Raw genomic sequence first — 25,722 nt, 5'->3', positions numbered from 1 at the left:
TACGTTGTATAAATAATAGTGGCGTCACAGAGCGATAACGTCAAATTTATCGTTCTAACCGGCGCTGAACGGCTCTGTACAGCGCCGGATGGAGTCAGAAACCACAGTCGCTCAGCCCCGGATGCTCGTCCGGGCGTCGGCCCTGCGGCCAGTGAAAGCGGCGTTCGGCGGCGGCTATCGGGCTGTCGTTAATGCAGGCGAAACGGGTGGTCATTAACCCCTGCGCATTAAATTCCCAGTTCTCATTGCCGTAGCTGCGATACCAGTTGCCGGAATCGTCATGCCACTCATAGGCGAAACGCACCGCAATTCTGTGCGCGTCAAACGCCCACAGCTCTTTGATCAGGCGATATTCCAGCTCTTTGTGCCACTTGCGCTGTAAAAACTGCACCACTTCATCACGCCCGTTGACGAACTCGGCGCGGTTGCGCCAGCGGGTGTCCGGCGTGTAGACCTGCGACACCCGCAGCGGATCGCGGCTGTTCCAGGCGTCTTCGGCCAGGCGGACTTTTTGCCGGGCGCTGTCCAGCGTAAAGGGCGGCAGTGGGGGACGGGTTTCCATCATCATTTCCTCGCGGTATGTAGACAGAGTTGTCTACATGCGCAGATTATCCGATGTAGACAGACCTGTCTACATGTTGCGATAATGTCCGCCAGGAGGCAGCCATGACCACAGCCGATTCACGCAGCGCGCGCGAGCGCATTATTGAAACCGCCCACGACCTGTTCTACCGCGACGGCATCCGCGCCACCGGTATCGACCGGATTATTAAGCAGGCCGGGGTGACCAAAGTGACCTTTTATCGCCATTTTCCCGCCAAAAACGACCTGATCCTGGCGTTTTTACGCTACCGGCATCAGCGCTGGATCGGCTGGTTCCGTGAGACGCTGGCGCGGGAGATGACGGACGGCGGCACGCTGGTGCAGGCGTTGCCCGCTACGCTGGCGCAGTGGTTCGCCACGGCGGATTTTCGCGGCTGTGCGTTTATCAATACGGCGGTGGAAATGGCCGACAGTCTGCCGGAGACGCTGGCGCTGGTGCGTGAGCATAAGCAGGATATGCGGCTGGCGATTGCCGCTTTTCTGCCGGGCGACCAGCAGGGGGCGCGCGCGGCGCACAAACTGGCGTTGCTGGCCGACGGGGCGATAGTGATGGCGCAGCGCGGGGAAAACGGCGACGAGACGCTCTCTTTGCTGCGCGACTGTGTGGCGGACAGCCTGAGAGGTTAGGCGCAGGCGTCTGGCCGTTACTCCGGCAAATCAATTAGCAAGGCGCGCAGCGGCGTTGCGGCGTGCAGCGTAAGCCGGGCTTCATTATGCACAAAAGCGCCGTCGCCGCAGGTCAGGTGCTGCGGCGCATGATGCTCGCCGTGGGCGGAACAGGCGCCGTGGATTGACTGCAGGTAGGCGCGCGCGCCGTGCAGCGGCAGCGTCAGCGTTTCACCCGGCGGTAAATCCAGGTGATGCACCCACACCTGCTGGCGCAGATGCAGGCTGCCCTGCGCACCGTCCGGCGAGGCCAGCAGCTGGTGCGGCTGCGGTTGCAGCGTCAGGCGCTGAATCCGCTCGTTGCTGCGTTCCGGGCAGGCGTCCAGCCAAAGCTGCATGCGCGTCAGAGGCGTGTCGGCGCCAAGATTCTGTTCGCCGTAGCTGACGCCGGCGTGCGCCGCCAGCAACAGGGCTTCGCCGGCGGCGGCGCGCACGCTGTTGCCGTCGTTATCGCGGTACTCGGCTTCCCCTTGCAGGATCAGGTTGATGATATCGACGTTGGGGTAGGCGCGTGGCTGCAGGGCGGCGCCCGGCGCCAGCACTTCCTGGTTCAGCACCCGCAGCGAGGCGTACCCCATCAGTTTGGGGTCGAAGTAGTGTCCGAAAGAGAAGGTGTAGCGAGCCTGCAGCCAACCAAAGTCAGCTTGCCCGCATTGTTCTGCTGTTCTGCATGTAATCATGGCAATGGGCTCTCTAATTTCAATCTGTATATCCTGAATAATTCGAGCGGCAGGAAGGCGGCAAAAGAAGGAATCCCGCTGCGTTGACCCGGGTCAGTGATTCGGGGGACTGAGCGCAGCCAACGCCTTTGCCGCTCGAAGTATGATGGGTATAAATGGTAAGCATCTGGACGGCAGATTGTTAGCCAGTTAATCTGGTTGCCATATTCAAATTTCCTGACAGAGAGATGCAATGGCCAGAGATCGGGCGTTAACGCTTGAGGCGTTAAGGGTGATGGATGCCATCGACCGCCGCGGCAGTTTTGCCGCGGCGGCGGATGAGCTGGGCCGGGTGCCGTCGGCGCTCAGCTACACCATGCAAAAACTGGAAGAGGAGCTGGACGTGGTGCTGTTTGACCGCTCCGGCCACCGCACCAAATTCACCAACGTCGGGCGCATGCTGCTGGAGCGCGGCCGGGTGCTGCTGGAGGCGGCCGATAAGCTGACCACCGACGCTGAAGCGCTGGCGCGCGGCTGGGAAACCCATATCACCATCGTCAGCGAGGCGCTGTCGCCGCCCAGCCTGCTGTTCCCGCTGGTCGACAAGCTGGCGCTGAAGGCCAATACCCAGGTGTCGATTTTCAGCGAGGTGCTGGCCGGCGCCTGGGAGCGTCTGGAACAGGGGCGGGCCGATATTGTGATCGCGCCGGATATGCACTTTCGCGCCTCGTCGGAAATCAACACCCGCAAGCTGTACAAGGTGATGAGCGTCTACGTGGCGGCGCCGGATCATCCGATCCATCAGGAGCCGGAGCCGCTGTCGGAAGCCACCCGGGTGAAATACCGCGGCATTGCGGTGGCGGACACCGCGCGTGAGCGGCCGGTGATTACCGTACAGCTGCTGGACAAGCAGCAGCGGCTGACCGTCAGCACCATCGAAGATAAGCGGCGGGCATTGCTGGCCGGCCTGGGGGTGGCGACCATGCCGTACGCCATGGTGGAAAAAGATATCGCAGAGGGGCGGCTGCGCGTGGTGGGGCCGGAATACAGCCGCGAGGCGGACATCATTATGGCCTGGCGGCGCGACAGCATGGGCGAGGCGAAAGCCTGGTTCCTGCGTGAAATCCCGCGACTGTTCGCCCAGAAATAGTGAAAACCTCGCCGAGCGGCGAGGTTTTTTTATTAACGGAAACGCTGGTCGCGGCCGTGCGGCTCATTCAAATCCTGCGCCGGGCCGATGGAGATAATGCCGTACGGATTGATGGTGGCGTGACTGCGGTAATAGTGATGGCGGATATGCGCCATATCGACCGTCTCGTCGACGCCCGGCAGCTGATAAATATCGCGCAGGAAGCCGTACAGGTTCAGGTAGTCGCTGATGCGCCGCTTGTCGCACTTAAAATGGGTGACATACACCGGGTCGAAACGCACCAGCGTGGTCCACAGGCGTAAGTCCGCCTCGGTCAGCCGGTCGCCGGTCAGATAGCGGTGCTGGCCGAGGATCTGCTCCAGCCGCTCCAGCGAAGCAAACACGCCGCTTACCGCCTCATCATACGCCTCCTGGCTGGTGGCGAAGCCGGCTTTGTAGACGCCGTTGTTGACGGTGTCGTAAATCCAGCCGTTCAGTTGATCAATTTTTTCGCGCAACTCGGCCGGGTAATAGTCGCCGGCGCGTGCGCCGACGCCGTCAAAGGCGCTGTTGAACATGCGCAGGATGTCGGCGGACTCGTTGCTGACGATGGTCTGCCGCTGTTTATCCCACAGCACAGGTACGGTGACGCGGCCGCTGTAGTGCGGGTCGGCGCGCAGATAGAGCTGATACAGGAAGTCGGCGTGGTACAGCGGATCGCCGCTGGCGCCGGGGAAGTCGTCGGCGAAGGTCCAGCCGTTTTCCCGCATCAGCGGATTGACCACCGAAACCGGAATGATCTGCTCCAGCCCTTTCAGCTTGCGCATCAGCAGGGTGCGGTGCGCCCACGGGCAGGCGAGGGATACGTACAGGTGGTAGCGATCTTTTTCTGCATTAAAGCCGCCGTTGCCGTGTTCGCCGGGCTGTCCGTCGGCGGTGATCCAGTTGCGGAACTGGGAGGTGGAGCGCTTGAAGCGGCCGCCGGTGGATTTGGTGTCGTACCAGACGTCTTGCCAAACGCCGTCAACGAGTTGTCCCATGGGAGTCTCCTTCGTCTTGGATGACAGAGAGGGAGCCAGGCATGCCTGGCTCCCTTAAGGTTAGTTTACCACTTCTTGTTCAGCAGGCGGTCGATGCTGAAGGCGCCCGGGCCGGCGACCGCCAGTACGATATAACCGCCGGCGATGGTCAGGTTTTTCATAAACATCAGCTGGTTAACGCCCTCTGCAAAGTTGGTGTGGAACAGCAGCGCGGTCAGGATGGTGAAGCCGGCGGTGAACAGCGCGGTAGTGCGCGTCAGGAAGCCGAACAGAATCGCCAGGCCGCCGCCAAACTCCAGCAGGATGGTCAACGGCAGCAGGAAGCCCGGTACGCCCATCGATTGCATGTACTGCTGAGTGCCGGCGTAAGCGTCGCCCATTTTGCCGTAGCCGGCGACGATAAACAGGATTGGCATCAGAATACGCGCCACCAACAAACCGGTATCTTCTAATTTTTTCATCATTCACTCCAAAAGTTTTTTTGCGCCACGCTGGCTGTGTTATGTCATCCGGCGGTGTGCAGAGCGTTGTTCTGGCGCGCCGTCCGTTTCGATGGAATGAATGTTAATCGTGAAGCGTACACTTTGTTAGCAAGTAAAATTGCTATAATCTTTCAAAAATCATGAATATTTAGCGGGCTAACATTTTGAGATGAATATGCGGCGCGATGGCGCACGACGGCCGCCGCGAGCGGCAGCACGGAGTGCAGACAGGAAAGGGCGGACGGAAAGGATTAACGAGAGAGGGTTTTACGCAGCAGCCGCACGGTGCCCCAGGCGCTGAAGGCGCGACGCGACCAGCGAATCAGCTTGCCGGGGTGGCGCATGCCGTACAGGGCGACCGCGCCGGAGCCGAGCAGCAGGTACTTGCGCATGCCGAACAGGGTTTGATAACCACGGTCAATGTGTTCGGTTTTATCCAGCCACTGCGCGGCATTGTCGCCCAGGTCGGCGCGCTGCTGCTCGATCCGGTTAATCAGCTGCTGTTTTCTGACGGCCAGCGCCCGGCGACGGCTCATTTTTTCCCCTCCAGCGCGGCGCGGTCCTGCTCCAGCTGTTTGCGCGTTTCGGCCAGCAGCGTGGTGCGCTTCGCTTTCACCAGCGTCCAGATCACGCCCACCACGGCAAGAAACAGCAGCACGCCGGTCGTCGTGCCCAGCGCCATCACGCGGTAGGCCGGGTCGATCGCCCAGAATAGCAGGATCAGCAGGCTCATCAGGCCGAAAGCGGTGAACAGCAGAGTAATGCCCACCAGCAGCATCAGCTGAATCAGGTTGGCTTTTTCCTCTTCCAGCTCGACGACCGCCAGTTTCAGCCGTGACTCCACCATGCCAACCAGGATGGTGATAATGCGCTGGCCGATGTCCAGGACCCCTTTGGCGGGGCCCTGTGCACGGGATTGCTCGTGCTCGCTCATATTAACGACGCGCCAGCAGTACGCCCAGCACGACGCCGACCGCAGCGCCGATGCCGATGCCGGTCCACGGGTTGTCGCGCACATAGTCGTCAGCCTGGCCGGCGATCTGCTTGGTCTGGCTGGCCAGCTTGTCGCCGGCGTCGCCCAGGCGGGCGCGGGTGTCTTTCAGCGCGCCTTCCGCTTTGGAACGCAGCTTTTCCAGTTCAGCCTTCGGCTTATCAGTGGAAGAGTTAAGCACCTCTTCCAGGGTATCGGCTAAGGACTTCAGTTCAGCGCGTAAGTTTTCTGCATCTTTTGCCATTTCTCTAACTCCTTAACGTTGACTGCAAGATATCCCAACATAACGGATTTTTTGGCGGCAGCAAAGCGAACGGGTGGCGAATATCACTGTGGAAACGATTATTTTCCTATGAATATTCCGAACCCGGCGCCTGTCGCCGGTGAACATTATTATTCCGCCTGCGCCTGTTTCAGCTCGGCTTCGGCTTCCGCCAGCTTCTGCTGTTTTTTGGCGACTTTATCCAGCTTGCCGCTTTGCTGAGCCTCTTTCAGCTCCTGACGGCGCTCTGCAACTTTGTGCTGTTTGTCTTCAATCTTTTTTTGCCGTTCGGCCTGCAGGCCGGCGTCGGTGCAATGGGCCTGCACTTCACCCAGCGCGGTTTTCAGCCCGGCGACGCGTTGGCTGTTGCCGTGCTGAGTCGCGTAATCAATCTGCTGCTGAATCTCCTGCGCTTTGGCGGCGCAGCCGCCCTCGGCCGCCATCGAAAATGAGGCGAAGGCGAAGAGGGAGAGGGCTAAAGGGGCGGTATAGCGTAATTTCATCTGTCGGTTCCTTGTTAATGGGATGCATGGGGATGTATCCGTTTCCTGCTGGGCGATGGAGGATTACGCGGCTGCCATCACCGTTATTCAGCATAGTCACTAAATCGTCCGGATAGCAAAGATCCACGCTGAAATGTCAAACGATTGTTGATTAAATGAACAGCTGCGCGCCTATCCCAGATCCTGCGGCGTCCTGGTCAGTTTGCGTATCCAGTGGCTGGGAGCGGGGAGTTCGCTCAGCGCGATGCTGTAGCCGGGGGGCAGAATGGCCTGCAGCGTTTCCCGCGCCAGCAGCTGCTGTTGCGGGGAGTCCAGGCGGATCACCAGGCCATCGCCTTCCGGGGTAATGCTTTTAATACGGATGCCGCGCGCATCCAGACGCTGATAAACGTAGAAACCGTCCGGCAGCGACAGGCCTTGCTGGGTGGAGCGGATGCGCAGTTCGGTTTCGGTGCGCACCATGGCGGGCAGGAAAAATACGCACAGCGCCAGCAGAGCCAGCGCGACAATCAGTGCATACTGCCAGCGGGAACGCGGCGTGGTCACGCGCCGTTGCCCGTGTTTTGGCTGGCGCGCTTCTTACGCCACAGCACAATCAGCGAGCCGACCAGGCCGACCACCAGCAGCACCAGCGGCAGCATCATCAGGCAGAACATCAGCTGATCTTCGTATTTGCGGAACACCGGCGTTTTACCGAGCGCAAAGCCGAGGCTGGTCAGGATCACCACCCACAGCAGGCCGCTCATCCAGTTGAAGAACTGGAAGCGGGCGTTGCTCAGACCCGACAGGCCGGCGATGGTAGGCAGCAGCGTACGCACGAAGGCCAGAAAGCGGCCGACCAGCAGCGCCGACAGGCCGTGGCGGTGGAACAGCTGGTGCGCGCGCTGGTGGTAGTGGGCGGGCAGGTGCGACAGCCAGCCCTGCACCGTGCGGGTATTGCCCAGCCACTTGCCCTGTATATAACTGACCCAGCAGCCCAGACTGGCGCCGACGGTGAGAATAAAGATGGTGAGCGGGAAGTTCATGGTGCCTTTGGCGATCAGTACGCCGACCAGAATCAACAGGCTGTCGCCGGGCAGGAAAGCGGCGGGCAGCAGGCCGTTTTCCAGAAACAGAATCATAAACAGCAGCACGTACAGCGTCCACACCAGCGAGGGGTTCGCCAGCGTTTCGAAGTCCTGCTGCCATAAGGCATCCAACAGTTGTTTAATGATGTCCATCCAGTGTTCCTAAAACGTCTTTGCCTGATTTCTCTTAGCGGCCTGATTACCGGAATGCCGGCGCCGCAGGTGAACGGTGAGGTGTTTTTGCTTGTGAGTGATTACCCTACCGGTCATGAGTGGTAAGTCAGCGTTCCTCGGTACAGCATGTTGCTCGCTTGCCAGCCGCCGACCCGGCTTTGCTGGTGGGAGGAGCGGAGCATCCAGTTAACCTGTTCGAGGCGGTTGGATGCCGGCGCCGTCTGGCGCGGATAGCGGCTCTCTCGCCGCGCCTCTGTTAAAGCATAGGCGGGGATCGGTGAAACAACAGAGAGCGAAGAGATGTAGCTGGACGTGTTGCGCGGCAGCAGCAGCGGCCATTTTTTTCCCGGCGCCTTACGGCGCAGGTCGGCCGGCGGGCGCAGCGCCTGCGGGTAGTCGTCCTGGGCGGTTGCGTTGTGGTTGGGTTGGGCGTTTGGCTGTGCCGGTTGCGTCGTATAGAGCTGCTGGCCGGAGACCGCGCCGGTCCAGCAAAAAAGAGCAATCAGCATGGCAAACAACCAGCGCATGAATTCGCGTTCCGCCCCCGCAGTAATAAGGCTAAAAAAAGTGGTCCGATTTTAGCAAAGCCGCCCGATCGGCAACAGGGAAATCTCTGCTGCCGCCGGTGAATTATTACACGGGAAACGGCGCCGACGGCATTGATTCAGCGTATTTTACAATACCTGACATAAGGTAAGATTATTTGAACATCGTCGACTATTTATTGCCGCCGCTCGCGCTGTCCAGCTGCGGCAGCGGGTTCTCGGCAAACAGGTAGCGGTCAACGTTATATTCGAAGTCGTCGGTGGTGGCGTTGAACAGCATCTGCTTGGTGTTTTCCAGGTGCTGCCACATCGCCAGCTTGGCGGCGGCGGGATCCTTGCGCATCAACGCTTTGAGGATCTGGTCATGGTCGTCGCACCAGCTGTCGATCGAGCGATCGTCAATATGTTCGTGCAGCTTGATCCAGTAAGGGTTATGCACCCGCTGGCTCCACATTTTTTCGACGATGGTCGCCATCGCGGTGTTTTGCGTGGCGAGCGCGATCTGCACGTGGAATTTCAGGTCCCACTGCGAATCGCGGAAGCGATCTTCCCGCCGGGCGTTTTCCTGAATCTCCATCAGCTGCACGATATCCTGCTTGGTGACCTGGGTGGCGGCGAACTCGGCGATGTTGCTCTCAATCAGCTGACGCGCCTGCAGCAGCTCAAACGGCCCGACGCTGGCGAATTCGATGCTGTCCCCCGGCACCACCAGGTGCTTTTGCTGGTTGGAAATCACATGGATCCCGGAGCCTTTGCGCACTTCGACGTAGCCTTCCACTTCCAGCATGATAATCGCCTCGCGCACCACGGTGCGGCTGACGTTCATCTCTTCGGCGATATAGCGCTCCGCCGGCAGTTTGTCGCCGACCGGATAAACGCCGCCTTCAATGCGTTGTTTCAGTTCGGCGGCCAGTTGCTGATATAAGCGTCTGCTTTCGGTGAATTCCATAATGAGTGCTCTGCGCTAGGAAAGGTGGGTTGCCAACAGATTTGTTATACCACTTATCCGGTTTTGCCGCCAGTGAATGGCGGCGGGCCGCCCGGTGTTAGGCCGGGCGACGCGCGGGATCAACCGCCTGCGGCGGCGGTGTGCAGCGCTTCTTTTTCCCCGGCGGCGGCCGGGCGGTTTTGCAGTACCGTCCAGATAACGATGGCGCCCAAAATATCGAACACCGACAGGGCGGCGAACAGCGGGCTGAAGCCGAGCGTATCCGCCAGCGCGCCGACCACCAGCGCGAACAGGGTGCTGGCGGTCCAGGCGGCCATGCCGGTCAGGCCGTTGGCGGTCGCCACTTCGTTACGGCCGAAGACGTCGGAAGAGAGCGTGATCAGCGCGCCGGACAGCGCCTGATGGGCAAAGCCGCCGACGCACAGCAGGGCAATGGCGACATACGGGCTGGAGAACAGGCCGATCATGCCGGGGCCGATCATCAGCAGCGCGCCAAGGGTCACCACCAGCTTGCGGGACACGATCAGATTCACCTTGAAATACTTCTGGAACAGCGGCGGCAGGTAGCCGCCGACGATACAGCCCAGATCGGCGAACAGCATCGGCATCCAGGCGAACATGGCGATTTCCTTCAGGTTAAAGCCGTAGGCTTTAAACATAAACAGCGGGATCCAGGCGTTGAAGGTGCCCCAGGCCGGCTCCGCCAGAAAGCGCGGCAGCGCGATGCCCCAGAACTGCCGGTTGCGGACGATCTGCCAGGCGGACATTTTTTTGGCGTTGCTGGTCTGGTGCTGGGCTTCCTGGCCGTCCAGGATATAGCTGCGCTCCTCGGCGCTGAGTTTCTTCTGGTCTTTCGGATGCTTATAGAACAGCAGCCAGCAGATGGCCCAGATCAGGCTCAGGGCGCCGGTGATGATAAACGCCATTTCCCAGCTGTGGGCGACGATGGCCCACACCACCAGCGGCGGCGCGATCATGCCGCCGATTGACGAGCCGACGTTAAAGTAGCCGACGGCGATCGAGCGCTCTTTGGCGGGAAACCACTCGCTGCTGGCCTTCAGCCCGGCGGGGATCATCGCCGCCTCCGCCATGCCGACCGCGCCGCGCGCCAGCGCCAGCCCGCCCCAGCTGTTGGCCAGCGCGGTGCCCATGCAGAACAGCGCCCATAAAATGGCGAACATCGCATAGCCCACTTTGGTGCCCAGCACGTCGAGCACGTAGCCGGCCACCGGCTGCATCACGGTATAGCAGGCGGAGTAGGCGGCGACGATATAGGAATATTGTTGGGTGGTGATATGTAAGGTGTCTTCCAGCGTCGGCGCGGCGACGGCAATCGCGTTGCGGGTCAGGTAACCCAGTACCGTGCCGATGGTCACCAGCCCGATCATGTACCAGCGTAACCCTTTGATTTTGCGCATGAGAAATCTCTCCCCGTCTTTAGCAATCGTCGCGCCCGTTGATGCTGCGCAACGTAGATAATGGTGATTTCCTGTCTGTCGTGGTGTAAGGCGTGTTCGGCTCGCCGGCGCTTTCCGCCGCGAGGTGAAGAGGCGAGACAATAACTTGTCATACAGATTTAAAAGTTGAGTGACATCACAAAAGTCATTATTCAGTTACGCAATAATATGAAGGCCATGCTGAGGTTTTTTTGCGATGAAACCCGCAGTTAGCGCGCCTTGAAGCGCCTTTTTTACCGTAAGCATGGCGAAAAAAACCTGGACGCCGTAATTAATTGGTGTGATAACTTTTAAAGCAATGAGGCGACAAAAACCCGCTACGCAAGCTGAGGACCTGATATGGCCACGTTTTTAAGCGAAGATTTCTTACTGGATACGGAATTTGCCCGGCGTTTGTACCATGAGTATGCGGCGCAGCAGCCGATTTTTGACTATCACTGCCATCTGCCGCCGGCGCAGATTGCCGAGAACTATCGCTTCAAAAACCTGTATGACATCTGGCTGAAAGGCGACCACTACAAGTGGCGCGCCATGCGCACCAACGGCGTGGCGGAACGTCTGTGCACCGGCGACGCCGGCGATCGGGAAAAGTTTGACGCCTGGGCGGCGACCGTGCCGCATACCATCGGCAACCCGCTCTATCACTGGACGCATCTGGAACTGCGCCGGCCGTTCGGCATTACCGGCACCTTGCTGTCGCCGGCGACGGCGGACGATATCTGGCAGCGCGCCAACGAGCTGCTGACGCAGGATGCGTTCAGCGCGCGCGGGATCATGCAGCAGATGAACGTGAAAATGGTCGGCACCACCGACGATCCGATCGACGATCTGCGTCATCACCGGGCGATCGCCGAGGACGGCGGCTTTGATATCAAGGTGCTGCCGAGCTGGCGGCCGGACAGGGCGTTCAACATTGATGCGCCGGCCTTTAGCGATTACCTGCAACGGCTGGCGGCCGTGGCGGACGTGGAGATCCGCCGCTTTGATGATTTACGCCAGGCGCTGAGCAAGCGGCTGGATCACTTTGCCGCGCACGGCTGCAAGGTGTCGGACCATGCGCTGGACGTGGTGGTGTACGCCGACGCCGACGAGGCGACGCTGGATGCGATCCTGAGCCGACGCCTCGACGGCGCGCAGCCGGATGAAACGCAGAGCGCGCAGTTCAAAACCGCCGTGCTGGTGTTTCTGGCGGCGGAGTATCAGCGCCGCGGCTGGGTGCAGCAGTATCACATCGGCGCGCTGCGTAATAACAACAGCCGGATGTTCGAGCATATCGGTCCGGATATCGGCTTCGATTCGATCAACGATCGGCCGCTGGCGCAGCCGCTGTCGCGTTTGCTGGATGCCCAGGCGCGCCAGGGCGGGCTGCCGAAGACCATTCTGTACTGCCTGAACCCACGCGATAACGAAGTGATCGGCACCATGGTGGGCAATTTTCAGGGCGAGGGGACGCCGGGCAAGATGCAGTTCGGCTCCGGCTGGTGGTTTAACGACCAGAAGGACGGTATGCAGCGGCAGATGACCCAGCTGGCGCAGCTGGGCCTGCTGAGCCGCTTTGTCGGCATGCTGACCGACAGCCGCAGCTTCTTGTCTTATACCCGCCATGAATATTTCCGGCGCATTCTGTGCCAGATGATCGGGCGCTGGGTGGAAGACGGCGAGGCGCCGGCGGATCTGGCGCTGCTGGGGGAGATGGTGAAAAACATCAGCTTCGACAACGCCAAAAACTATTTCGCCATTGAACTGGCTTAACCGTCGCCTACAGGTGTCTTATGCAGAGCTTTATTAAGATTCATGCGCAGGACAACGTGGCGGTCGCCCTGCGCGATCTGGCCGCCGGGGAAACCCTGCAGTTGGATGAGGCGCGCTGCCTGACGCTGCCGCAGCCGGTGGCGCGCGGGCATAAGTTTGCGCTGACGCCGATCGCCGCCGGCGGAACCATTGTTAAATACGGTCTGCCGATCGGCCACGGGGTGGCGGCGATTGCGCCGGGGGAACATATTCACGCGCAGAACGCCAAAACCAACCTGAGCGATCTGGACGACTACCAGTATCAGCCGGACTTCCCGGCCGTGCCGCCGCAGGCGGCGGATCGCGAGGTGCAGATCTATCGCCGCGCCAACGGCGAGGTCGGCATCCGCAATGAGCTGTGGATCGTGCCGACCGTCGGCTGTGTCAACGGCATTGCCCGCCAGATCCAGCGGCGTTTTCTGCAGGAAACCGCCGATGCCGAGGGCATTGACGGCGTCCATCTGTTCAGCCATCCGTTCGGTTGCTCCCAGTTGGGGCAGGACCATGAAAACACCCGCACCATGCTGCAGAATATGGTGCGCCATCCGAACGCCGGCGCGGTGCTGGTGATTGGCCTGGGCTGTGAAAACAACCAGGTCGACGCGTTTCGCGACACGCTGGGGGCGGTCGACGACGCGCGGGTACGCTTTATGGTGTGCCAGCAGCAGGATGATGAAGTAGAGGCCGGGCTGGCGCAGCTGCATGCGCTGTACCGGACAATGCGCGCCGATCGCCGCCAGCCGGGCAGGCTCAGCGAGCTGAAGTTCGGCCTGGAGTGCGGCGGCTCCGACGGGCTGTCCGGTATTACCGCCAACCCGCTGCTGGGGCGGTTTTCGGACTATGTGATCGCCAACGGCGGCACCAGCGTGCTGACCGAGGTGCCGGAGATGTTCGGCGCCGAGCGTATTCTGATGAGCCGCTGCCGCGACAGACAGACCTTCGACAAGACCGTCGCTATGGTCAACGACTTCAAAAAATACTTTATCGCCCACCAGCAGCCGATTTATGAAAATCCGTCGCCGGGCAACAAGGCCGGCGGTATCACCACGCTGGAGGAAAAGTCGCTGGGCTGCACCCAGAAAGCGGGGCAGAGCCCGGTGGTGGACGTGCTGAAATATGGCGAGCGCCTGCGCCAGCCGGGGCTGAATCTGCTCAGCGCGCCGGGCAATGACGCGGTGGCGACCAGTGCGCTGGCCGGCGCCGGCTGCCATATGGTGTTGTTCAGCACCGGGCGCGGCACGCCGTACGGCGGCTTTGTGCCGACGGTGAAGCTGGCGACCAACAGCGAGCTGGCGGCGAAAAAGCCGCACTGGATTGATTTTGACGCCGGGCGGCTGATTCACGGCATGCCGATGGAGCAGCTGTTAACGCAGTTTGTCGATGAGATTGTCGCCATCGCCAACGGCAAGGCGGCGAAAAACGAGCTGAACGATTTCCGCGAGCTGGCGATCTTTAAGAGCGGCGTCACCTTGTGAGTGCTGCCGGCTGAAAAAATCAGGGGGCCGATATGGCCCCCTGTTTGGTTGTACTGTCAGATGTCGCCGTTGCTTAGCGCATTTTCAGCGGGTCGTCGTCCGCCAACCGCTGGTCTTCCGCCATACAGGCGGCGGCGGTGAACAGCACGTCGGTGGAGGAGTTCAGCGCGGTTTCCGCAGAGTCCTGCAGCACGCCGATAATAAAGCCGACCGCAACTACCTGCATGGCGACATCGTTCGGGATGCCGAACATATTACACGCCAGCGGGATCAGCAGCAGCGAGCCGCCGGCCACGCCGGACGCGCCGCAGGCGCAGACCGCCGCGACCACGCTCAGCAGCAGCGCGGTCGGAATATCCACCGCAATGCCCAGCGTGTGCACCGCCGCCAGCGTCAGCACGGTGATGGTGATCGCCGCGCCGCCCATATTGATGGTGGCGCCGAGCGGAATGGAGACCGAATAGCTATCCTCATTCAGATTCAGCTTCTTGCACAGTTCCATATTCACCGGAATATTGGCCGCCGAGCTGCGGGTGAAGAAGGCGGTAACGCCGCTTTCGCGCAGGCAGGCGAATACCAGCGGATACGGGTTGCGGCGAATTTTCCAGTAGACGATCAGCGGGTTGAGCACCAGCGCCACCAGCAACATACAGCCGATCAGCACCATCAGCAGCTGGGCATAGCCCCACAGCGCGTCGAAGCCGGTTTCCGCCAGCGTGGACGCCACCAGCCCGAAGATACCCAGCGGCGCACAGCGGATCACCGCCCGCACCACCAGCGTAACGGCGTGCGATGCATCGGTGATCAGCAATTTGGTGGTATCAGCGGTGTGGCGCAGCGCCAGCCCCAGGCCGATGGCCCAGGCCAGAATGCCGACGTAGTTGGCGTTAATCAGCGCGTCGAACGGGTTGGCCACCACGTTCATCAGCAGGCCTTTCAGCACCTCGGCGATGCCGCCCGGCGGGCTGATATCGACATTGCCGGTCACCAGCGCCAGATTGGACGGGAAGGCGAAGCTGAGCAGCACCGCCACCAGCGCGGCGGCGAAGGTGCCCAGCAGGTAAAGGAACAGGATCGGGCGGATATTGGTTTTCTGCCCCTGTTTATGGTTGGCGATCGACGCCATCACCAAAACCAGCACCAGCACGGGGGCTACCGCCTTCAGCGCGCCGACGAACAGCGCTCCGAGCAGGCCCACGGCCGAGGCGGCGGCGGGGGAGATGAATGCCAGCAGAATGCCGGCCACCAGGCCGACCAGAATTTGTTTAACCAGGCTGCCCTGTGTAATGCGTGTCAGTATTTTATGCATGATGCTTATTTAGCGTTTCCGCTTCCTGATGATGTTGCGTAATGGGTGCTGCGCCTCGGCAGGAACCGTGCCGGGCGAATTTTATGCGCACCTGTAACGAAGTGTGTTTGCTCTTTCAGTATTCAGTAAACACGCGGGGTTGGGAAGTCTCTGATGTGAAATTCTGCGGGCGGATCAACTCTTGATAACATCCTGATTACATTTGTGTGATCGCAATAACATTTGGCGTTTAGCGCGATGAACAAACGATTATGGGGCGGAAAACCGCCCCGGGTAACAGATTATGGCGTCTTGCGCGCCAGCCGGTCGTTGCGATGGTTGACCCAGGCGTTAATCGCCAGCGTCAGCAGCAGGATGCCCGCCACCACGCCTAACGAAATGCCGATCGGAATATGGTAGAAATCGACGATCAGCATTTTGACGCCGATAAACACCAGAATCACCGACAGCCCGTACTTCAGCATCGAGAAGCGTTCGGCCACGTTGGCCAGCAGGAAGTACATGGCGCGCAGGCCCATAATGGCGAACAGGTTGGAGGTGAGGACGATAAACGGATCGGTGGTGACGGCGAAGATGGCCGGAATACTGTCGACCGCGAAGATCACATCGCTCAGCTCCACCAGGATCAGCACCAGCACCAGCGGCGTGGCAAACAGCAGGCCGTTGCGGCGCACAAAGAAGCGCTCACCTTCCAGGTTATCGGTCATGCGCAGGTGGCTGCGCAGCCACTTCACCAGCGGCTTGTCGCCGATAGCGCCGTCATCCTCCTTCGCCAGCGCCATTTTGATACCGGTAAACAGCAGGAAAGCGCCGAACAGGTACAGCAGCCAGGCGAACTGGGCAATCAGCCAGCTGCCGGCGAAGATCATGACGGTACGCAGCACAATCGCCCCCAGCACGCCGTAAATCAGCACGCGGCGCTGCAGGTTGGCCGGCACGGCAAAGTAGCTGAACAGCATCAGCCAGACAAAGACGTTATCCACCGCCAGCGCTTTTTCAATCAGATAGCCGGTGAGGAAGGCCAGCGCCTGCGTATCGGCCACGGCGCGGCCGGCGGTTTCGCTCAGGTAGTACCAGAAGCCGAGGTTGAACAGTAACGAGAGGGTGACCCACACCAGCGACCAGCAGGCGGCCTGCTTCATCGACATGGCGTGCGAGCCTTTACGGCCCTGCAGCAGTAAATCAATGGCGAGCATCACCACGATAACGGCGGCGAAGCTGCCCCATAACCACGGGGTGCCAACGGTATTCATCATTATGTATCCTTCAAAAACAAAAACGGCCAACGTCGGAAGGACGCCAGCCGCTCTGTGAACGCTGCAAGCAAACCTCGCCTTCCGGCAAGGTCTCACTTACAACGTCGATGAAGGTGTTACACCTTGACCATCGGGTTGCCCGGTAACCGGATGCTTGCGCATCGTAATGACGATTAACCGGCAATGAAGTTACTCCCCTTTGCTGACGTAAAAAGTAATGCAAAATGTGTCAGCGGTCAATGTCTAATCCTCATCCGGCCAATGCCTGCTGCGCGCCGAGGCTGACGACAAACCCCTGCAGCAGCAGCCTGCTGAACGGCGTATCGTCCACCTGCCGTTGTTTTTGCTGATATTCCGCCTGCCGCGCCGGCTCCATCTCGGCCAGCCAGTGCAGATAGTGGCGCATGATCGCCGCGTCGAACTCCGGGTGAAACTGGGTGGTCAGCGCATTATCACCATAGCGCAGGATCTGGTAGTCATCCTGCGCCGAGCGGGCCAGCACCTCGGCGCCCGGCGGCGGCGTCAGCACGCTTTGCGCGTGGATCAGGTTGGCCTTGAAGCGCGGCGGCAGCGTCATCAGCCGGCGGTCGCTCGCGCCGGCCGGCAGCAGCTCAATCTCCAGCGTACCGACCTCCATCCCCTGCGGGTGATAGCCCACCTCGCCGCCGAGCGCATGGGCCAGCAGCTGGTGGCCGTAACACACGCCGAAGATCGGCAGGCGGATCGCCATCGCCTGACGCAGCCATTCGGCCGCCTGCTCGCTCCACGGCAGCCGCTCCGTCACCATCGCCGGCGAGCCGGTGATCACCACGCCGCAGTAGTCAGCCGGCGCCGCCGGCCGCTCCCCGGCGGGCAGGTGGACGATCTGCACGCGTTCGGCGGCCATGCGCCCCTGCTGCATAAACATCTGTTCAAAATTGCTTTGCGCCTGGCGGATGGCGTCGGGCGCATCGCCGGTTTGCATCAGTAACAGCGGCTTCATGGTGTTTCTCCATCGGCGGGGAAGACGACGCCGGTTTGCCGGCGGATTTCGCTCAGCAGGGCGGCGACGATACGTGAGTTTTCCAGCCCGGCATGCTCAACCTGACGTTGCGCCACCAGATCGGCAAAGACTTCGGCCTCATAGCGCATGGTGTTGTCATGCTGCGGCCGGCTCAGATCCTGCAGGCTGCCGCCGCGCGGCAGCAACGCCACGCCCTGGCACTCCGAGATTTTCTCGATCAGCAGCGCGCCGTCCTCACCCTGAATTTCACTGGCAAGCGCCGAGTCGCTGACTTTGGAATGGCAGATCGTCACGTCAAAATCGCCGTAATTGAGACAGACGGTGCCGTGGGCGTCCACGCCGCTATCCAGCAGGGCGGCGCTGGCGACCAGCGACTGCGGCGCGCCGAACAGCGCCACCGCGCTGGCCAGGCAGTAATAGCCGATATCCATGATCGAGCCGTTGGAGAACTGCGGATTGAAGGTGTTCGGGTTCTCACCCGCCAGATAGCGCGGGTAGCGGGAGGAATACTGGCAGTAGTTGAACAACGCCTTGCGCAGCTTGCCGACCTGCGGCAGCGCCTGGCGCAGAGTGAGAAAGTTGGGCAGGTGGGCGCTTTTGAAGGCTTCGAACAGCACCACCTGCTGCTGCCGCGCGCAGGCCAGCAGCTGCTCCGCCTCCTGCAGATTGGAGGCCAGCGGTTTTTCGCAGATCACATGTTTGTGATGGCGCATAAACAGCAGCGCCTGCGGGCAGTGCAGCGAATTCGGGCTGGCGATATACACGGCGTCAAAGGTATCGGACTGCGCCATCGCCGTCAGATCGTCAAACAGCTGTTCAACCTGATAGGGTGCGCCGAAGCTTCTGGCCTGTTCCAGGCGGCGGGAATAGACGGCGGTCAACTGCATTTTGCCGCTTTGATGAGCGGCGTCGATAAAGCGTTCGGTAATCCAGTTGGTGCCGACGACGGCAAAACGAATCATAGCTAACTCCGGTGGCCTGATACTGATAAATCAGAGTATCACGCCGCCGGCAGAAGGCGAATATTTGTCAATAATGCCTTAATTATCAATCATCAACGTACAGTCCGCCGAACAGCGACAGATGGGTGAGATACAGCCGGGTGTCAAATTCCAGCTGGTGATAGTCCGGCTCCATATGGCAGCACAGCTGATAAAACGCCTTGTTGTGATCTTTCTCTTTCAGGTGCGCCAGCTCATGCACCACGATCATGCGCAGGAAGGCTTCCGGCGCGGTCTTGAACACCGTCGCCACGCGGATTTCCGCCTTGGCCTTCAGCTTGCCGCCCTGCACGCGCGAGATGGCGGTATGCAGCCCCAGCGCGTGTTTCATGACGTGGATCTTGCCGTCGTACGCCACTTTGCTGATCGGCTGGGCGTTGCGCAGATAGTGGTTTTTAATCTCGGTAGTGAACTGGTACAGCGCCTTGTCGGTGGTGCAGCTGTGCACCTGCGGATAGCGCTGCAGCAGCACCTCTCCCAGACGCCGTTGCTGGATCAGCTGTTGTACCTGCGTTTGCAGATGGGCGGGGTAGCCTTGCAGATAGGTGAGTTCGGACATGGCGCGATAATCTTCAGTAGCCGTTCGGCCGGTTATTGTATGCGGTTTTTTCGCACAAATCCGGCAAAGGGCGGCGAATAGCAAAAAACATTTTACTGACGGACGTTTTTAGGGGATAAACAGCGCAAATTTATCAGTCAGGAGGGGCAATGAGCCAACTCGATCTGGGAACACAGCAACTTGAGCTGGAGCGTTATCCCCAACAAGAAGGCGCCGCACCGCTGCAGGCGTGGGAAGCGGCGGATGAATATCTGCTGCAACAGGTGGAAAATCAGGACGTTGCCGGACGCCCGGTGCTGATTTTCAACGACAGCTTCGGCACGCTGGCCTGTGCGCTGCACGCCCTGCGGCCCTACAGCGTCAGCGATTCCTACATGAGCCAGCTGGCGACGCGTCACAATCTGGCGTTAAACGGGCTGGATGCGCAGCAGGTGACGCTGCTCGGCAGCCTGGATGAGCTGCCGGCCGCGCCGGCGCTGGTGCTGATCAAGATCCCCAAGACGCTGGCGCTGTTGGAACAGCAGCTGCGCGCGCTGCGCAAGGTGGTCGGCCCGGATACCGTGATTATCGGCGGCGCCAAGGCGCGCGATATTCACACCTCGACGCTGCAGCTGTTTGAGCGCGTGCTGGGGCCGACCCGCACCAGCCTGGCGTGGAAAAAGGCGCGTCTGATTTACGGCCAGGTGGCGGACATCGTGCCGCCGGCGGCGGCGGAAACCACCAACTGGCAGCTGGACGGCAGCGAGATGCTGATCCACAACCACGCCAACGTGTTCTCCCGCGGCGGTCTGGATATCGGCGCGCGTCTGTTCCTGGAGCATCTGCCGAGCGACCTGGAGGGCGAGATTATCGACCTGGGCTGCGGCAACGGCGTGGTTGGTCTGAAAGCGCTGCTGCAGAACCCGCAGGCGCAGGTGACCTTTGTCGATGAATCCTATATGGCGGTGGCGTCGAGCGAACTGAACGTGCGCCATAACCTGCCGCAGGACGTGGAACGCTGCCGTTTCGTGGTCAACAATGCGCTGGCCGGGATGGAAGGCGGCAGCGCGCAGGCGGTGCTGTGCAACCCGCCGTTCCACCAGCAGCATGCGATTACCGATGAAACCGCCTGGCAGATGTTCCTCGACGCCAAGCGCTGCCTGAAGGTGGGCGGGGAACTGCTGATCGTCGGCAACCGCCATCTGGACTACTACCAGAAGCTGAAGCGCCTGTTCGGCAACTGCGTGACCGTGGCGTCCAACCAGAAGTTCCTGGTGCTGAAGTCGGTGAAAACCGGCGCGCGCCGCTACTAAGAAGCATTCAGGGGCGCAGCGCGCGCCCCTGACGGTTTACAGCGCCATCGCCAGTCGGGTGCCCTGCTCGATGGCGCGGCGCGCGTCCAGCTCGGCGGCCACGTCCGCGCCGCCAATCAGATGGACGCTTTTCCCCATCGCCAGCAGCGGCTGCTGCAGTTCACGCCGCGGTTCCTGGCCGGCGCAGATCACAATGGTGTCCACCGGCAGGCAGCTGGCCTGTTCCTCACGCACGATATGCAGCCCTTCGTCGTCAATGCGCTGATACTGCACGCCGCTCAGCATTTTCACGCCGCGCATGCTCAGGCTGGCGCGGTGGATCCAGCCGGTAGTTTTCCCCAGCCCTTCGCCCACTTTGCTGGTTTTACGCTGCAGCAGGAAAATCTGTCGCGCAGAGCGGGGGACGTCGGCGCCGTCCGGCGACAGGCCGCCGCGCTGGCGCAGCTGCGTATCGATGCCCCATTCATGATTAAACGCCTGCGGATGCAGGCTGCTGGATTCGCCGTGCTGGCTCAGGTACTCGGCGGTGTCGAAGCCGATGCCGCCGGCGCCGATAATCGCCACCCGCTGGCCGACGGGCTTTTTGTCGCGCAGCACGTCCAGATAGCTCAGCACCCGGGCGTTGTCGATTCCGGGGATCGCCGGCGTGCGCGGCACGATGCCGCAGGCCAGGATCACTTCGTCAAACTCCAGCAGATCCTGCGCCGTAACCTGGCGGCCGAGCCGCAATGTCACCTCGCGCAGCGTCAGCTGACGCTGAAAATAGCGCAGGGTTTCATGGAACTCCTCTTTGCCCGGGATCTGCTTGGCGATATTGAACTGGCCGCCGATAACCGGCGCGGCGTCAAACAGCGTCACCCGGTGGCCACGGCTGGCGGCGGTGACGGCGAAGGCCAGCCCGGCTGGGCCGGCGCCCACCACCGCCAGACGTTTGGGGGATTGCGTCATCGTCAACGGCATTTCGCTCTCCCGGCAGGCGCGCGGGTTGACCAGACAGGAGGCCAGCTTGCCGTCGAAGATCTGATCGAGACAGGCCTGATTGCAGCCGATGCAGGTGTTGATCTCGTCGGCCCGTCCTTCGGCGGCCTTGCGCACGAACTCGGCGTCGGCCAGAAACGGCCGCGCCATCGACACCATATCGGCGCAGCCGTCCGCCAGCACCTGCTCCGCCACCGCTGGATCGTTGATGCGGTTGGTGGTAATCAGCGGAATGCCGACCTTACCCATCAGTTTGCGTGTTACCCAACTGAAACCGGCGCGCGGCACCATGGTGGCGATGGTCGGGATCCGCGCCTCATGCCAGCCGATCCCGGTGTTGATGATCGTCGCGCCGGCCTGCTCGATCGCCTGCGCCAGCCGTTCGATCTCCTGCCAGTCGGAGCCGTCCTCCACCAGATCGAGCATCGACAGGCGGTAGATCAGAATGAACTCGCGCCCCACCGCCTGCCGCACGGCGCGCACGATCTCCACGGCGAAGCGCATGCGGTTGGTGAAGCTGCCGCCCCATTGATCGTCGCGCTGATTGGTGCGCGCGACCAGAAACTGGTTGATCAGATAGCCTTCGGAACCCATCACCTCCACGCCGTCATAGCCGGCCTGTTGCGCCAGCGCGGCGCAGCGGGCGAAGTCGGCGATGGTTTGCTCGATCTCCTGCGGCGTCAGCGCGCTGGGGCGGAACGGGTTGATCGGCGCCTGCAGCGCGGAGGGCGCAACGGGGTGCGGCTGATAGCTGTAGCGCCCGGCGTGCAGGATCTGCAGGGCGATCTTGCCGCCCGCCTGGTGCACCGCCTCGGTGATGGTGCGGTGATGCGCCACCTGCTGCGGCTGCTCCAGCGTAGATGCGCCGCGGTACACCACGCCCTGCCGGTTGGGCGCGATGCCGCCGGTGACGATCAGCGCGACGCCGGCCGCTGCGCGTTCGCCATAGAACGCCGCCATTCTCTGCGGCCCGTCGGGCAGTTCTTCCAGACCGGTATGCATCGATCCCATCAGCACCCGGTTTTTCAGGGTGGTGAAGCCAAGATCCAGCGGCGCCAGCAGGTGTGGGTATAAGCTCATTGCACTCTCCATGGTTTCTTCCGAATCTTGGGCACGTTCGGCTGTTATTATTATGTCTGACCGCAAGTGGTCGGATGAGATAAATCTAGCCGCTGTCTTGCCGCTTGGGAATCCGCGTTGCGCTGAATGTGATAGCCGTCATGAATCTTCCTGCGTGTTTGCATATTGAACGACAGATCGGTTAGCATTTGCGCGTTATTTATCCATTCTCTCTGCGGAGCCTTAAGCAAAATGAACAATCACGCCTGTTGAATCCGGTCCCATGCTGAGCAGCCTTGCTGCCGGATGGGGTGCTATTGATTTCATTCAGGAGTGCCTATGGCTCATTTTGCGTCATCCCCTTATCTCGTTATTCATCAATTAACCTGTCGCTTTGCCGACGGTGAAACGCTGTTTGGCCCGTTAAACCTGAGCCTGGACCGCCGCCACTGCGCGCTGGTGGGGCGTAACGGCGTGGGCAAAAGCCGTCTGCTGCGCCTGCTGGCCGGGCGGGAGCCGCCGGCGGACGGCCATATCGAAACCCGCGGTCTGGTGGCCTGGGTGCAGCAGCAGTCGGCGGTAGAGCCCGGCGTGACGCTGGCGCAGTGGCTGGGCTACGGCGAGGTGTTCGCCGCGCTGGAGCGCGTGGCGCGCGGAGCGATGCTGGCCGAAGACGTCGAGCGGCTGGAAGGGCGCTGGGATCTGGCCGAACGGCTGCAGGCCGCGTTTGCCGAGGCCGGGCTGAGCGGCTGCCATGCGCAGCGCCCGGCCTGTGAACTCAGCGGCGGCGAACGTATGCGCGCGGCCTTGTGCGGCGCGCTGCTGTCCGGCGCGGATTTTCTGCTGCTGGACGAACCGAGCAACCATCTGGATGCGGCGGGGCGCGACTGGCTGTACCGCCAGCTGGCGCAGTGGCGCGGCGGTCTGCTGGTCGCCAGCCATGACCGGCAGCTGCTGATGCGCATGCAGCGCATCGTTGAACTGACGCCGGACGGCCTGCACAGCTACAGCGGCGACTACCAGGCGTTCTGTCGCCAGCGTGAACAGGAACGGCAGGCGGCGCGTCAGGCGCTGGATCATGCGGAGCAAGCGCGTAAACGCGCTCGCGCCCGGCTGGTGAAAGAGCATGACGCCAGCCAGCGGCGCGCGGCGAAAACCCTGCGGGAGGTGGATAATCTGAATATCGCCTCTTTCGAGCGGGTGAAGTACAAAGGCGCCGCCAAAGAGAGCCTGGGCACGCTGTGCCGGCAGCATCAGCAGCAAAAAAGCGCGCTGGACAGCGCGGTGCATCAGGCGCAGCAGCGGGTTGAGGCGGAAAATCCGGTGCTGTTCACCCTGCCGGGCAGCGCGTTGGCGGCGGGCAAACAGGTACTGACGCTGGAGCAGCTGCGCCTGCCGTTCAGCACGCTGCCGCCGCTGGACTGGCGGATGGACGGCCCGATGCGGGTGGCGGTCTGCGGGCCGAACGGCTGCGGCAAATCCACCCTGCTGCGCACCATTCTCGGCCAACTGACGCCGAGCGACGGCCGCTGCCGGCTGGCGGTGAACGCCGCCTATCTGGACCAGACCCTGAGCCAGTTCGACCTGCGTCGTTCACTGATGGATCATCTGGCATTGGAACGGATACCGATGGCGGCCGGGGAGCTGCGCACCCGGCTGGCGCAGCTGCAGCTGGGGGCCGAGCGCCTGACGCTGCCGCTGGCGATGCTGAGCGGCGGGGAGCGGCTGAAAGCGGCGCTGGCCTGCGCGCTGTGGCGTGAAAGCCCGCCGCAGCTGCTGGTGCTGGATGAGCCGACCAATCATCTGGATCTGGCGTCACTGCAGGCGATTGAGGCGGCGCTGCACGGCTATCCCGGCGCGCTGCTGGTGGTGTCCCACGATGAGGCGTTCCTGCAAGGGCTGGGGCTGACCCACCGGCTGCAGTGGCGGCCGCAGGGCTGGTTAGCGCAGGTTCTCTAGGATGCAGGCCAGCAGCTGCTCAAACGCGGCGGCCATCTGCTCTTCCGGCACGCAGGCAAAGCCCATCAGCAGGCCGCGCCGGCGGGTCGGCAGCATGTAATAGCGCGACAGCGGGCGTACCAGCACGCCGCGCGCGCCGGCGGCGGCGGCAATCGCCACGTCGTCGGCGCTGTCCGGCAGGTTGAGGATCAGGTGCAGACCGGCGTTGTTATTGAATTCGCTCAGCGCCTGTTTACCCAGATGCTGTTCGATCAGCGCGGTGAGAAAGGCGCGCCGCCTGGCGTACAGCAGCCGCATGCGGCGAATATGCGCGGTGTAGTGGCCTTCCTGAATAAACTGCGCCAGCGCCGTCTGGATCAGCAGGTGACCGCCGCGGTACAACTCGGCGTGCGCGGTTTTCAACGCCGCCGTCAGCGGCTTCGGCAGCACCACGTAACCGAGCCGCAGCGCCGGATACAGCGTTTTGCTGAAGGTGCCGATGTAGATCACCGGCGCGTCGGCCTCCAGCCCCTGCAGCGCGGGGATCGGCTGGCCGGAGAAGCGGAATTCGCTGTCGTAATCATCTTCGACGATCCAACCGCCGGTGTGGCGCGCCAGCGCCAGCAGACGCTGACGACGCGCCAGGCTCAGCACCGACCCCAGCGGATACTGGTGCGACGGCGTGACGAACATCAGCCGCGGCGCGCCGCTGACCTGTTCCGGCGGCACGATGCCGGCCTCATCTACCGGCAGCGGCCGGATATCCAGGCTGTTCATACGCAGAATATTGCGGATGCCCCAGTAGCCCGGTTCCTCAATCCACACTTCATCATCCGGGTTGCACAGCATGCGGGTGACCAGATCGATCGCCTGATGAATGCCTTCGGTAATCAGAATCTGTTCCGGCGAACAGCGCACCGAGCGGGCGACGCGCAGGTAATCCACCAGCGCCTGCTGCAGCTCCGGGCTGCCGCCCTGATTGCTGTAGGTCAGCCGCTGCGGCGCGGGGCGGCGGCTGATGCGCGCCTGAATCTTGCTGAACAGCTGGTGCGGGAAGGCGTTGACGTCCGGCACGCCGGGAATAAACGCGCCCCACTGTTTGGGGCTGGCGCTGGCGTGCTGCAGCAGCGCGTTGCCGCGCTGTGACAGTTCAACCGGGCGTTGTTCGCCGTCGCTGCCGACAGGCGCGCTGGTAGTGGATAAACAGCTGTCCGGCACCGTTTCTGCGACGAATGTTCCACTTCCCTGACGAGAAAGCACATATCCTTCTGCCAGGAGTTGTTCATAAACGGTTAAAACCGTGTTACGTGAGAGGCTCAGTTCCTGCGCCAGATCGCGCGACGCCGGCAGGCGGCTGGAAGGCGGCAGGCTGCCGTCCAGAATGCTGGTGCGGATGGCGTTATACAGGCGTTTATGCAGCTTGTCGTCGGGCTGTTCGCCGAGACGCTGCAGCAACAGATCGCCGCTGATTGAGCGCAATTGGATCCCTCAATTATTCGTAACTGGCACTCGATTATAGGGCCACATCCTGTGT

The 25,722-nt window shown here is 61.6% G+C and carries 26 protein-coding genes; 6 read left to right on the top strand and 20 right to left on the bottom strand.

The features are described from left to right. Positions 1–94: 94 nt before the first annotated feature. Complete coding sequence (locus tag I6G83_RS04160) at positions 95–565, bottom strand: nuclear transport factor 2 family protein (RefSeq protein ID WP_054305955.1); 471 nt, start codon at positions 563–565, stop codon at positions 95–97. Positions 566–666: 101 nt separating this feature from the next. Here I6G83_RS04160 and I6G83_RS04155 point away from each other — a divergent pair, with 101 nt between their 5' ends. Next, entirely contained in the window at positions 667–1,230 is a 564-nt protein-coding gene (locus I6G83_RS04155; protein WP_054305933.1) for a TetR/AcrR family transcriptional regulator, read from the top strand. A gap of 17 nt (positions 1,231–1,247) precedes the next feature. Here the strand turns inward: I6G83_RS04155 and I6G83_RS04150 are convergent, their stop codons facing one another. Then, the gene (locus I6G83_RS04150; protein WP_054305934.1) at positions 1,248–1,949 is read right to left on the bottom strand and encodes a pirin family protein; all 702 of its coding nucleotides are present in this window, start codon (positions 1,947–1,949) and stop codon (positions 1,248–1,250) included. Between the two features lie 232 nt (positions 1,950–2,181). Between I6G83_RS04150 and I6G83_RS04145 the strand changes: the two genes are divergently transcribed. Beyond that, positions 2,182–3,078, top strand: coding sequence for a LysR family transcriptional regulator (locus tag I6G83_RS04145; RefSeq protein WP_015961962.1), 897 nt, complete (start codon positions 2,182–2,184; stop codon positions 3,076–3,078). A 32-nt stretch (positions 3,079–3,110) separates the two neighbouring features. On the opposite strand, the gene I6G83_RS04140 is transcribed toward I6G83_RS04145, so the two are convergent. The 11 genes from I6G83_RS04140 to I6G83_RS04090 form a co-directional block, all read right to left on the bottom strand. Then, positions 3,111–4,097 carry a glutathione S-transferase family protein gene (locus I6G83_RS04140; RefSeq protein WP_054305935.1) on the bottom strand — a complete coding sequence of 329 codons (987 nt, stop codon included), beginning with the start codon at positions 4,095–4,097 and terminating at the stop codon, positions 3,111–3,113. 65 nt (positions 4,098–4,162) lie between these two features. Then, positions 4,163–4,558 (bottom strand): DoxX family protein, encoded by a 396-nt coding sequence (locus I6G83_RS04135; RefSeq protein WP_054305936.1) that lies wholly within the window; start codon positions 4,556–4,558, stop codon positions 4,163–4,165. 272 nt (positions 4,559–4,830) lie between these two features. Next, a complete protein-coding gene (locus I6G83_RS04130) occupies positions 4,831–5,115 on the bottom strand; it encodes a YqjK-like family protein (protein ID WP_015961959.1) in 285 nt (94 codons plus the stop codon). Beyond that, the gene (locus I6G83_RS04125) at positions 5,112–5,513 is read right to left on the bottom strand and encodes a phage holin family protein (protein WP_054305937.1); all 402 of its coding nucleotides are present in this window, start codon (positions 5,511–5,513) and stop codon (positions 5,112–5,114) included. Before I6G83_RS04125 ends, I6G83_RS04130 begins: the two co-directional genes overlap by 4 nt. Position 5,514: 1 nt before the next feature. Next, complete coding sequence (locus tag I6G83_RS04120) at positions 5,515–5,814, bottom strand: DUF883 family protein (protein WP_015961957.1); 300 nt, start codon at positions 5,812–5,814, stop codon at positions 5,515–5,517. 149 nt (positions 5,815–5,963) lie between these two features. Next, positions 5,964–6,335, bottom strand: coding sequence for a DUF1090 domain-containing protein (locus I6G83_RS04115; RefSeq protein ID WP_054305938.1), 372 nt, complete (start codon positions 6,333–6,335; stop codon positions 5,964–5,966). Positions 6,336–6,506: 171 nt separating this feature from the next. After that, positions 6,507–6,881, bottom strand: a complete 375-nt coding sequence (gene mzrA, locus I6G83_RS04110; RefSeq protein WP_015961955.1) for an EnvZ/OmpR regulon moderator MzrA — start codon at positions 6,879–6,881, stop codon at positions 6,507–6,509. Then, positions 6,878–7,555, bottom strand: a complete 678-nt coding sequence (locus I6G83_RS04105) for a DedA family protein (protein WP_015961954.1) — start codon at positions 7,553–7,555, stop codon at positions 6,878–6,880. The genes mzrA and I6G83_RS04105 overlap by 4 nt, the downstream gene beginning before the upstream one ends. 113 nt (positions 7,556–7,668) lie before the next feature. Further along, positions 7,669–8,103, bottom strand: a complete 435-nt coding sequence (locus I6G83_RS04100; RefSeq protein ID WP_015961953.1) for a hypothetical protein — start codon at positions 8,101–8,103, stop codon at positions 7,669–7,671. A gap of 190 nt (positions 8,104–8,293) precedes the next feature. Continuing rightward, entirely contained in the window at positions 8,294–9,070 is a 777-nt protein-coding gene (exuR, locus tag I6G83_RS04095; RefSeq protein WP_054305939.1) for a transcriptional regulator ExuR, read from the bottom strand. 119 nt (positions 9,071–9,189) lie between these two features. Next, positions 9,190–10,488 carry an MFS transporter gene (locus I6G83_RS04090; RefSeq protein WP_054305940.1) on the bottom strand — a complete coding sequence of 433 codons (1,299 nt, stop codon included), beginning with the start codon at positions 10,486–10,488 and terminating at the stop codon, positions 9,190–9,192. Positions 10,489–10,866: 378 nt separating this feature from the next. Here I6G83_RS04090 and uxaC point away from each other — a divergent pair, with 378 nt between their 5' ends. Continuing rightward, positions 10,867–12,279: a glucuronate isomerase gene (uxaC, locus tag I6G83_RS04085; RefSeq protein ID WP_054305941.1), complete on the top strand. Its 1,413-nt coding sequence runs from the start codon at positions 10,867–10,869 to the stop codon at positions 12,277–12,279. A 20-nt stretch (positions 12,280–12,299) separates the two neighbouring features. Further along, complete coding sequence (locus I6G83_RS04080; protein ID WP_054305942.1) at positions 12,300–13,793, top strand: UxaA family hydrolase; 1,494 nt, start codon at positions 12,300–12,302, stop codon at positions 13,791–13,793. A gap of 73 nt (positions 13,794–13,866) precedes the next feature. Here I6G83_RS04080 and sstT read toward each other — a convergent pair whose 3' ends face one another. The 5 genes from sstT to I6G83_RS04055 all read right to left on the bottom strand — a co-directional run bounded on the left by sstT (position 13,867) and on the right by I6G83_RS04055 (position 18,921). Further along, entirely contained in the window at positions 13,867–15,102 is a 1,236-nt protein-coding gene (gene sstT, locus I6G83_RS04075; protein ID WP_054305943.1) for a serine/threonine transporter SstT, read from the bottom strand. 281 nt (positions 15,103–15,383) lie between these two features. After that, positions 15,384–16,358, bottom strand: a complete 975-nt coding sequence (locus tag I6G83_RS04070; protein WP_054305944.1) for a TerC family protein — start codon at positions 16,356–16,358, stop codon at positions 15,384–15,386. 250 nt (positions 16,359–16,608) lie between these two features. After that, complete coding sequence (locus I6G83_RS04065) at positions 16,609–17,340, bottom strand: glutamine amidotransferase (RefSeq protein ID WP_054305945.1); 732 nt, start codon at positions 17,338–17,340, stop codon at positions 16,609–16,611. Further along, positions 17,337–18,323 (bottom strand): Gfo/Idh/MocA family protein, encoded by a 987-nt coding sequence (locus I6G83_RS04060; protein WP_054305946.1) that lies wholly within the window; start codon positions 18,321–18,323, stop codon positions 17,337–17,339. Before I6G83_RS04060 ends, I6G83_RS04065 begins: the two co-directional genes overlap by 4 nt. Before the next feature lie 85 nt (positions 18,324–18,408). Then, positions 18,409–18,921 (bottom strand): M48 metallopeptidase family protein, encoded by a 513-nt coding sequence (locus I6G83_RS04055; protein ID WP_015961944.1) that lies wholly within the window; start codon positions 18,919–18,921, stop codon positions 18,409–18,411. 149 nt (positions 18,922–19,070) lie between these two features. On the opposite strand from I6G83_RS04055, the gene rlmG reads away from it, so the two are divergent. Next, positions 19,071–20,213, top strand: a complete 1,143-nt coding sequence (gene rlmG / locus I6G83_RS04050; protein ID WP_054305947.1) for a 23S rRNA (guanine(1835)-N(2))-methyltransferase RlmG — start codon at positions 19,071–19,073, stop codon at positions 20,211–20,213. Between the two features lie 36 nt (positions 20,214–20,249). On the opposite strand, the gene I6G83_RS04045 is transcribed toward rlmG, so the two are convergent. Beyond that, positions 20,250–22,271, bottom strand: coding sequence for an oxidoreductase (locus tag I6G83_RS04045; protein ID WP_054305948.1), 2,022 nt, complete (start codon positions 22,269–22,271; stop codon positions 20,250–20,252). A 318-nt stretch (positions 22,272–22,589) separates the two neighbouring features. Here I6G83_RS04045 and I6G83_RS04040 point away from each other — a divergent pair, with 318 nt between their 5' ends. Continuing rightward, positions 22,590–24,209 (top strand): ABC-F family ATP-binding cassette domain-containing protein, encoded by a 1,620-nt coding sequence (locus tag I6G83_RS04040; RefSeq protein ID WP_054305949.1) that lies wholly within the window; start codon positions 22,590–22,592, stop codon positions 24,207–24,209. Here the strand turns inward: I6G83_RS04040 and pdxR are convergent. After that, positions 24,192–25,667 carry a MocR-like pyridoxine biosynthesis transcription factor PdxR gene (pdxR, locus tag I6G83_RS04035; RefSeq protein WP_054305950.1) on the bottom strand — a complete coding sequence of 492 codons (1,476 nt, stop codon included), beginning with the start codon at positions 25,665–25,667 and terminating at the stop codon, positions 24,192–24,194. The two genes, I6G83_RS04040 and pdxR, sit on opposite strands and share 18 nt — an antisense overlap. Between the last annotated feature and the right edge of the window lie 55 nt (positions 25,668–25,722).

Source organism: Serratia rubidaea (assembly GCF_016026735.1).
In the GTDB taxonomy this organism is placed as follows: Bacteria; Pseudomonadota; Gammaproteobacteria; order Enterobacterales; family Enterobacteriaceae; genus Serratia_B; species Serratia_B rubidaea.
Note: the sequence above shows the minus strand (reverse complement) of the source record. Positions and strands in the feature narration are given on the sequence as shown.

Bases quoted from the DNA above. Each gene is read 5' to 3' on its own strand.
- I6G83_RS04160 (WP_054305955.1), bottom strand. From the start codon at position 565: ATGATGGAAACCCGTCCCCCACTGCCGCCCTTTACGCTGGACAGCGCC.
- I6G83_RS04155 (WP_054305933.1), top strand. From the start codon at position 667: ATGACCACAGCCGATTCACGCAGCGCGCGCGAGCGCATTATTGAAACC.
- I6G83_RS04150 (WP_054305934.1), bottom strand. From the start codon at position 1,949: ATGATTACATGCAGAACAGCAGAACAATGCGGGCAAGCTGACTTTGGT.
- I6G83_RS04145 (WP_015961962.1), top strand. From the start codon at position 2,182: ATGGCCAGAGATCGGGCGTTAACGCTTGAGGCGTTAAGGGTGATGGAT.
- I6G83_RS04140 (WP_054305935.1), bottom strand. From the start codon at position 4,097: ATGGGACAACTCGTTGACGGCGTTTGGCAAGACGTCTGGTACGACACC.
- I6G83_RS04135 (WP_054305936.1), bottom strand. From the start codon at position 4,558: ATGAAAAAATTAGAAGATACCGGTTTGTTGGTGGCGCGTATTCTGATG.
- I6G83_RS04130 (WP_015961959.1), bottom strand. From the start codon at position 5,115: ATGAGCCGTCGCCGGGCGCTGGCCGTCAGAAAACAGCAGCTGATTAAC.
- I6G83_RS04125 (WP_054305937.1), bottom strand. From the start codon at position 5,513: ATGAGCGAGCACGAGCAATCCCGTGCACAGGGCCCCGCCAAAGGGGTC.
- I6G83_RS04120 (WP_015961957.1), bottom strand. From the start codon at position 5,814: ATGGCAAAAGATGCAGAAAACTTACGCGCTGAACTGAAGTCCTTAGCC.
- I6G83_RS04115 (WP_054305938.1), bottom strand. From the start codon at position 6,335: ATGAAATTACGCTATACCGCCCCTTTAGCCCTCTCCCTCTTCGCCTTC.
- I6G83_RS04105 (WP_015961954.1), bottom strand. From the start codon at position 7,555: ATGGACATCATTAAACAACTGTTGGATGCCTTATGGCAGCAGGACTTC.
- I6G83_RS04100 (WP_015961953.1), bottom strand. From the start codon at position 8,103: ATGCGCTGGTTGTTTGCCATGCTGATTGCTCTTTTTTGCTGGACCGGC.
- exuR (WP_054305939.1), bottom strand. From the start codon at position 9,070: ATGGAATTCACCGAAAGCAGACGCTTATATCAGCAACTGGCCGCCGAA.
- I6G83_RS04090 (WP_054305940.1), bottom strand. From the start codon at position 10,488: ATGCGCAAAATCAAAGGGTTACGCTGGTACATGATCGGGCTGGTGACC.
- uxaC (WP_054305941.1), top strand. From the start codon at position 10,867: ATGGCCACGTTTTTAAGCGAAGATTTCTTACTGGATACGGAATTTGCC.
- I6G83_RS04080 (WP_054305942.1), top strand. From the start codon at position 12,300: ATGCAGAGCTTTATTAAGATTCATGCGCAGGACAACGTGGCGGTCGCC.
- sstT (WP_054305943.1), bottom strand. From the start codon at position 15,102: ATGCATAAAATACTGACACGCATTACACAGGGCAGCCTGGTTAAACAA.
- I6G83_RS04070 (WP_054305944.1), bottom strand. From the start codon at position 16,358: ATGATGAATACCGTTGGCACCCCGTGGTTATGGGGCAGCTTCGCCGCC.
- I6G83_RS04065 (WP_054305945.1), bottom strand. From the start codon at position 17,340: ATGAAGCCGCTGTTACTGATGCAAACCGGCGATGCGCCCGACGCCATC.
- I6G83_RS04060 (WP_054305946.1), bottom strand. From the start codon at position 18,323: ATGATTCGTTTTGCCGTCGTCGGCACCAACTGGATTACCGAACGCTTT.
- I6G83_RS04055 (WP_015961944.1), bottom strand. From the start codon at position 18,921: ATGTCCGAACTCACCTATCTGCAAGGCTACCCCGCCCATCTGCAAACG.
- rlmG (WP_054305947.1), top strand. From the start codon at position 19,071: ATGAGCCAACTCGATCTGGGAACACAGCAACTTGAGCTGGAGCGTTAT.
- I6G83_RS04045 (WP_054305948.1), bottom strand. From the start codon at position 22,271: ATGAGCTTATACCCACACCTGCTGGCGCCGCTGGATCTTGGCTTCACC.
- I6G83_RS04040 (WP_054305949.1), top strand. From the start codon at position 22,590: ATGGCTCATTTTGCGTCATCCCCTTATCTCGTTATTCATCAATTAACC.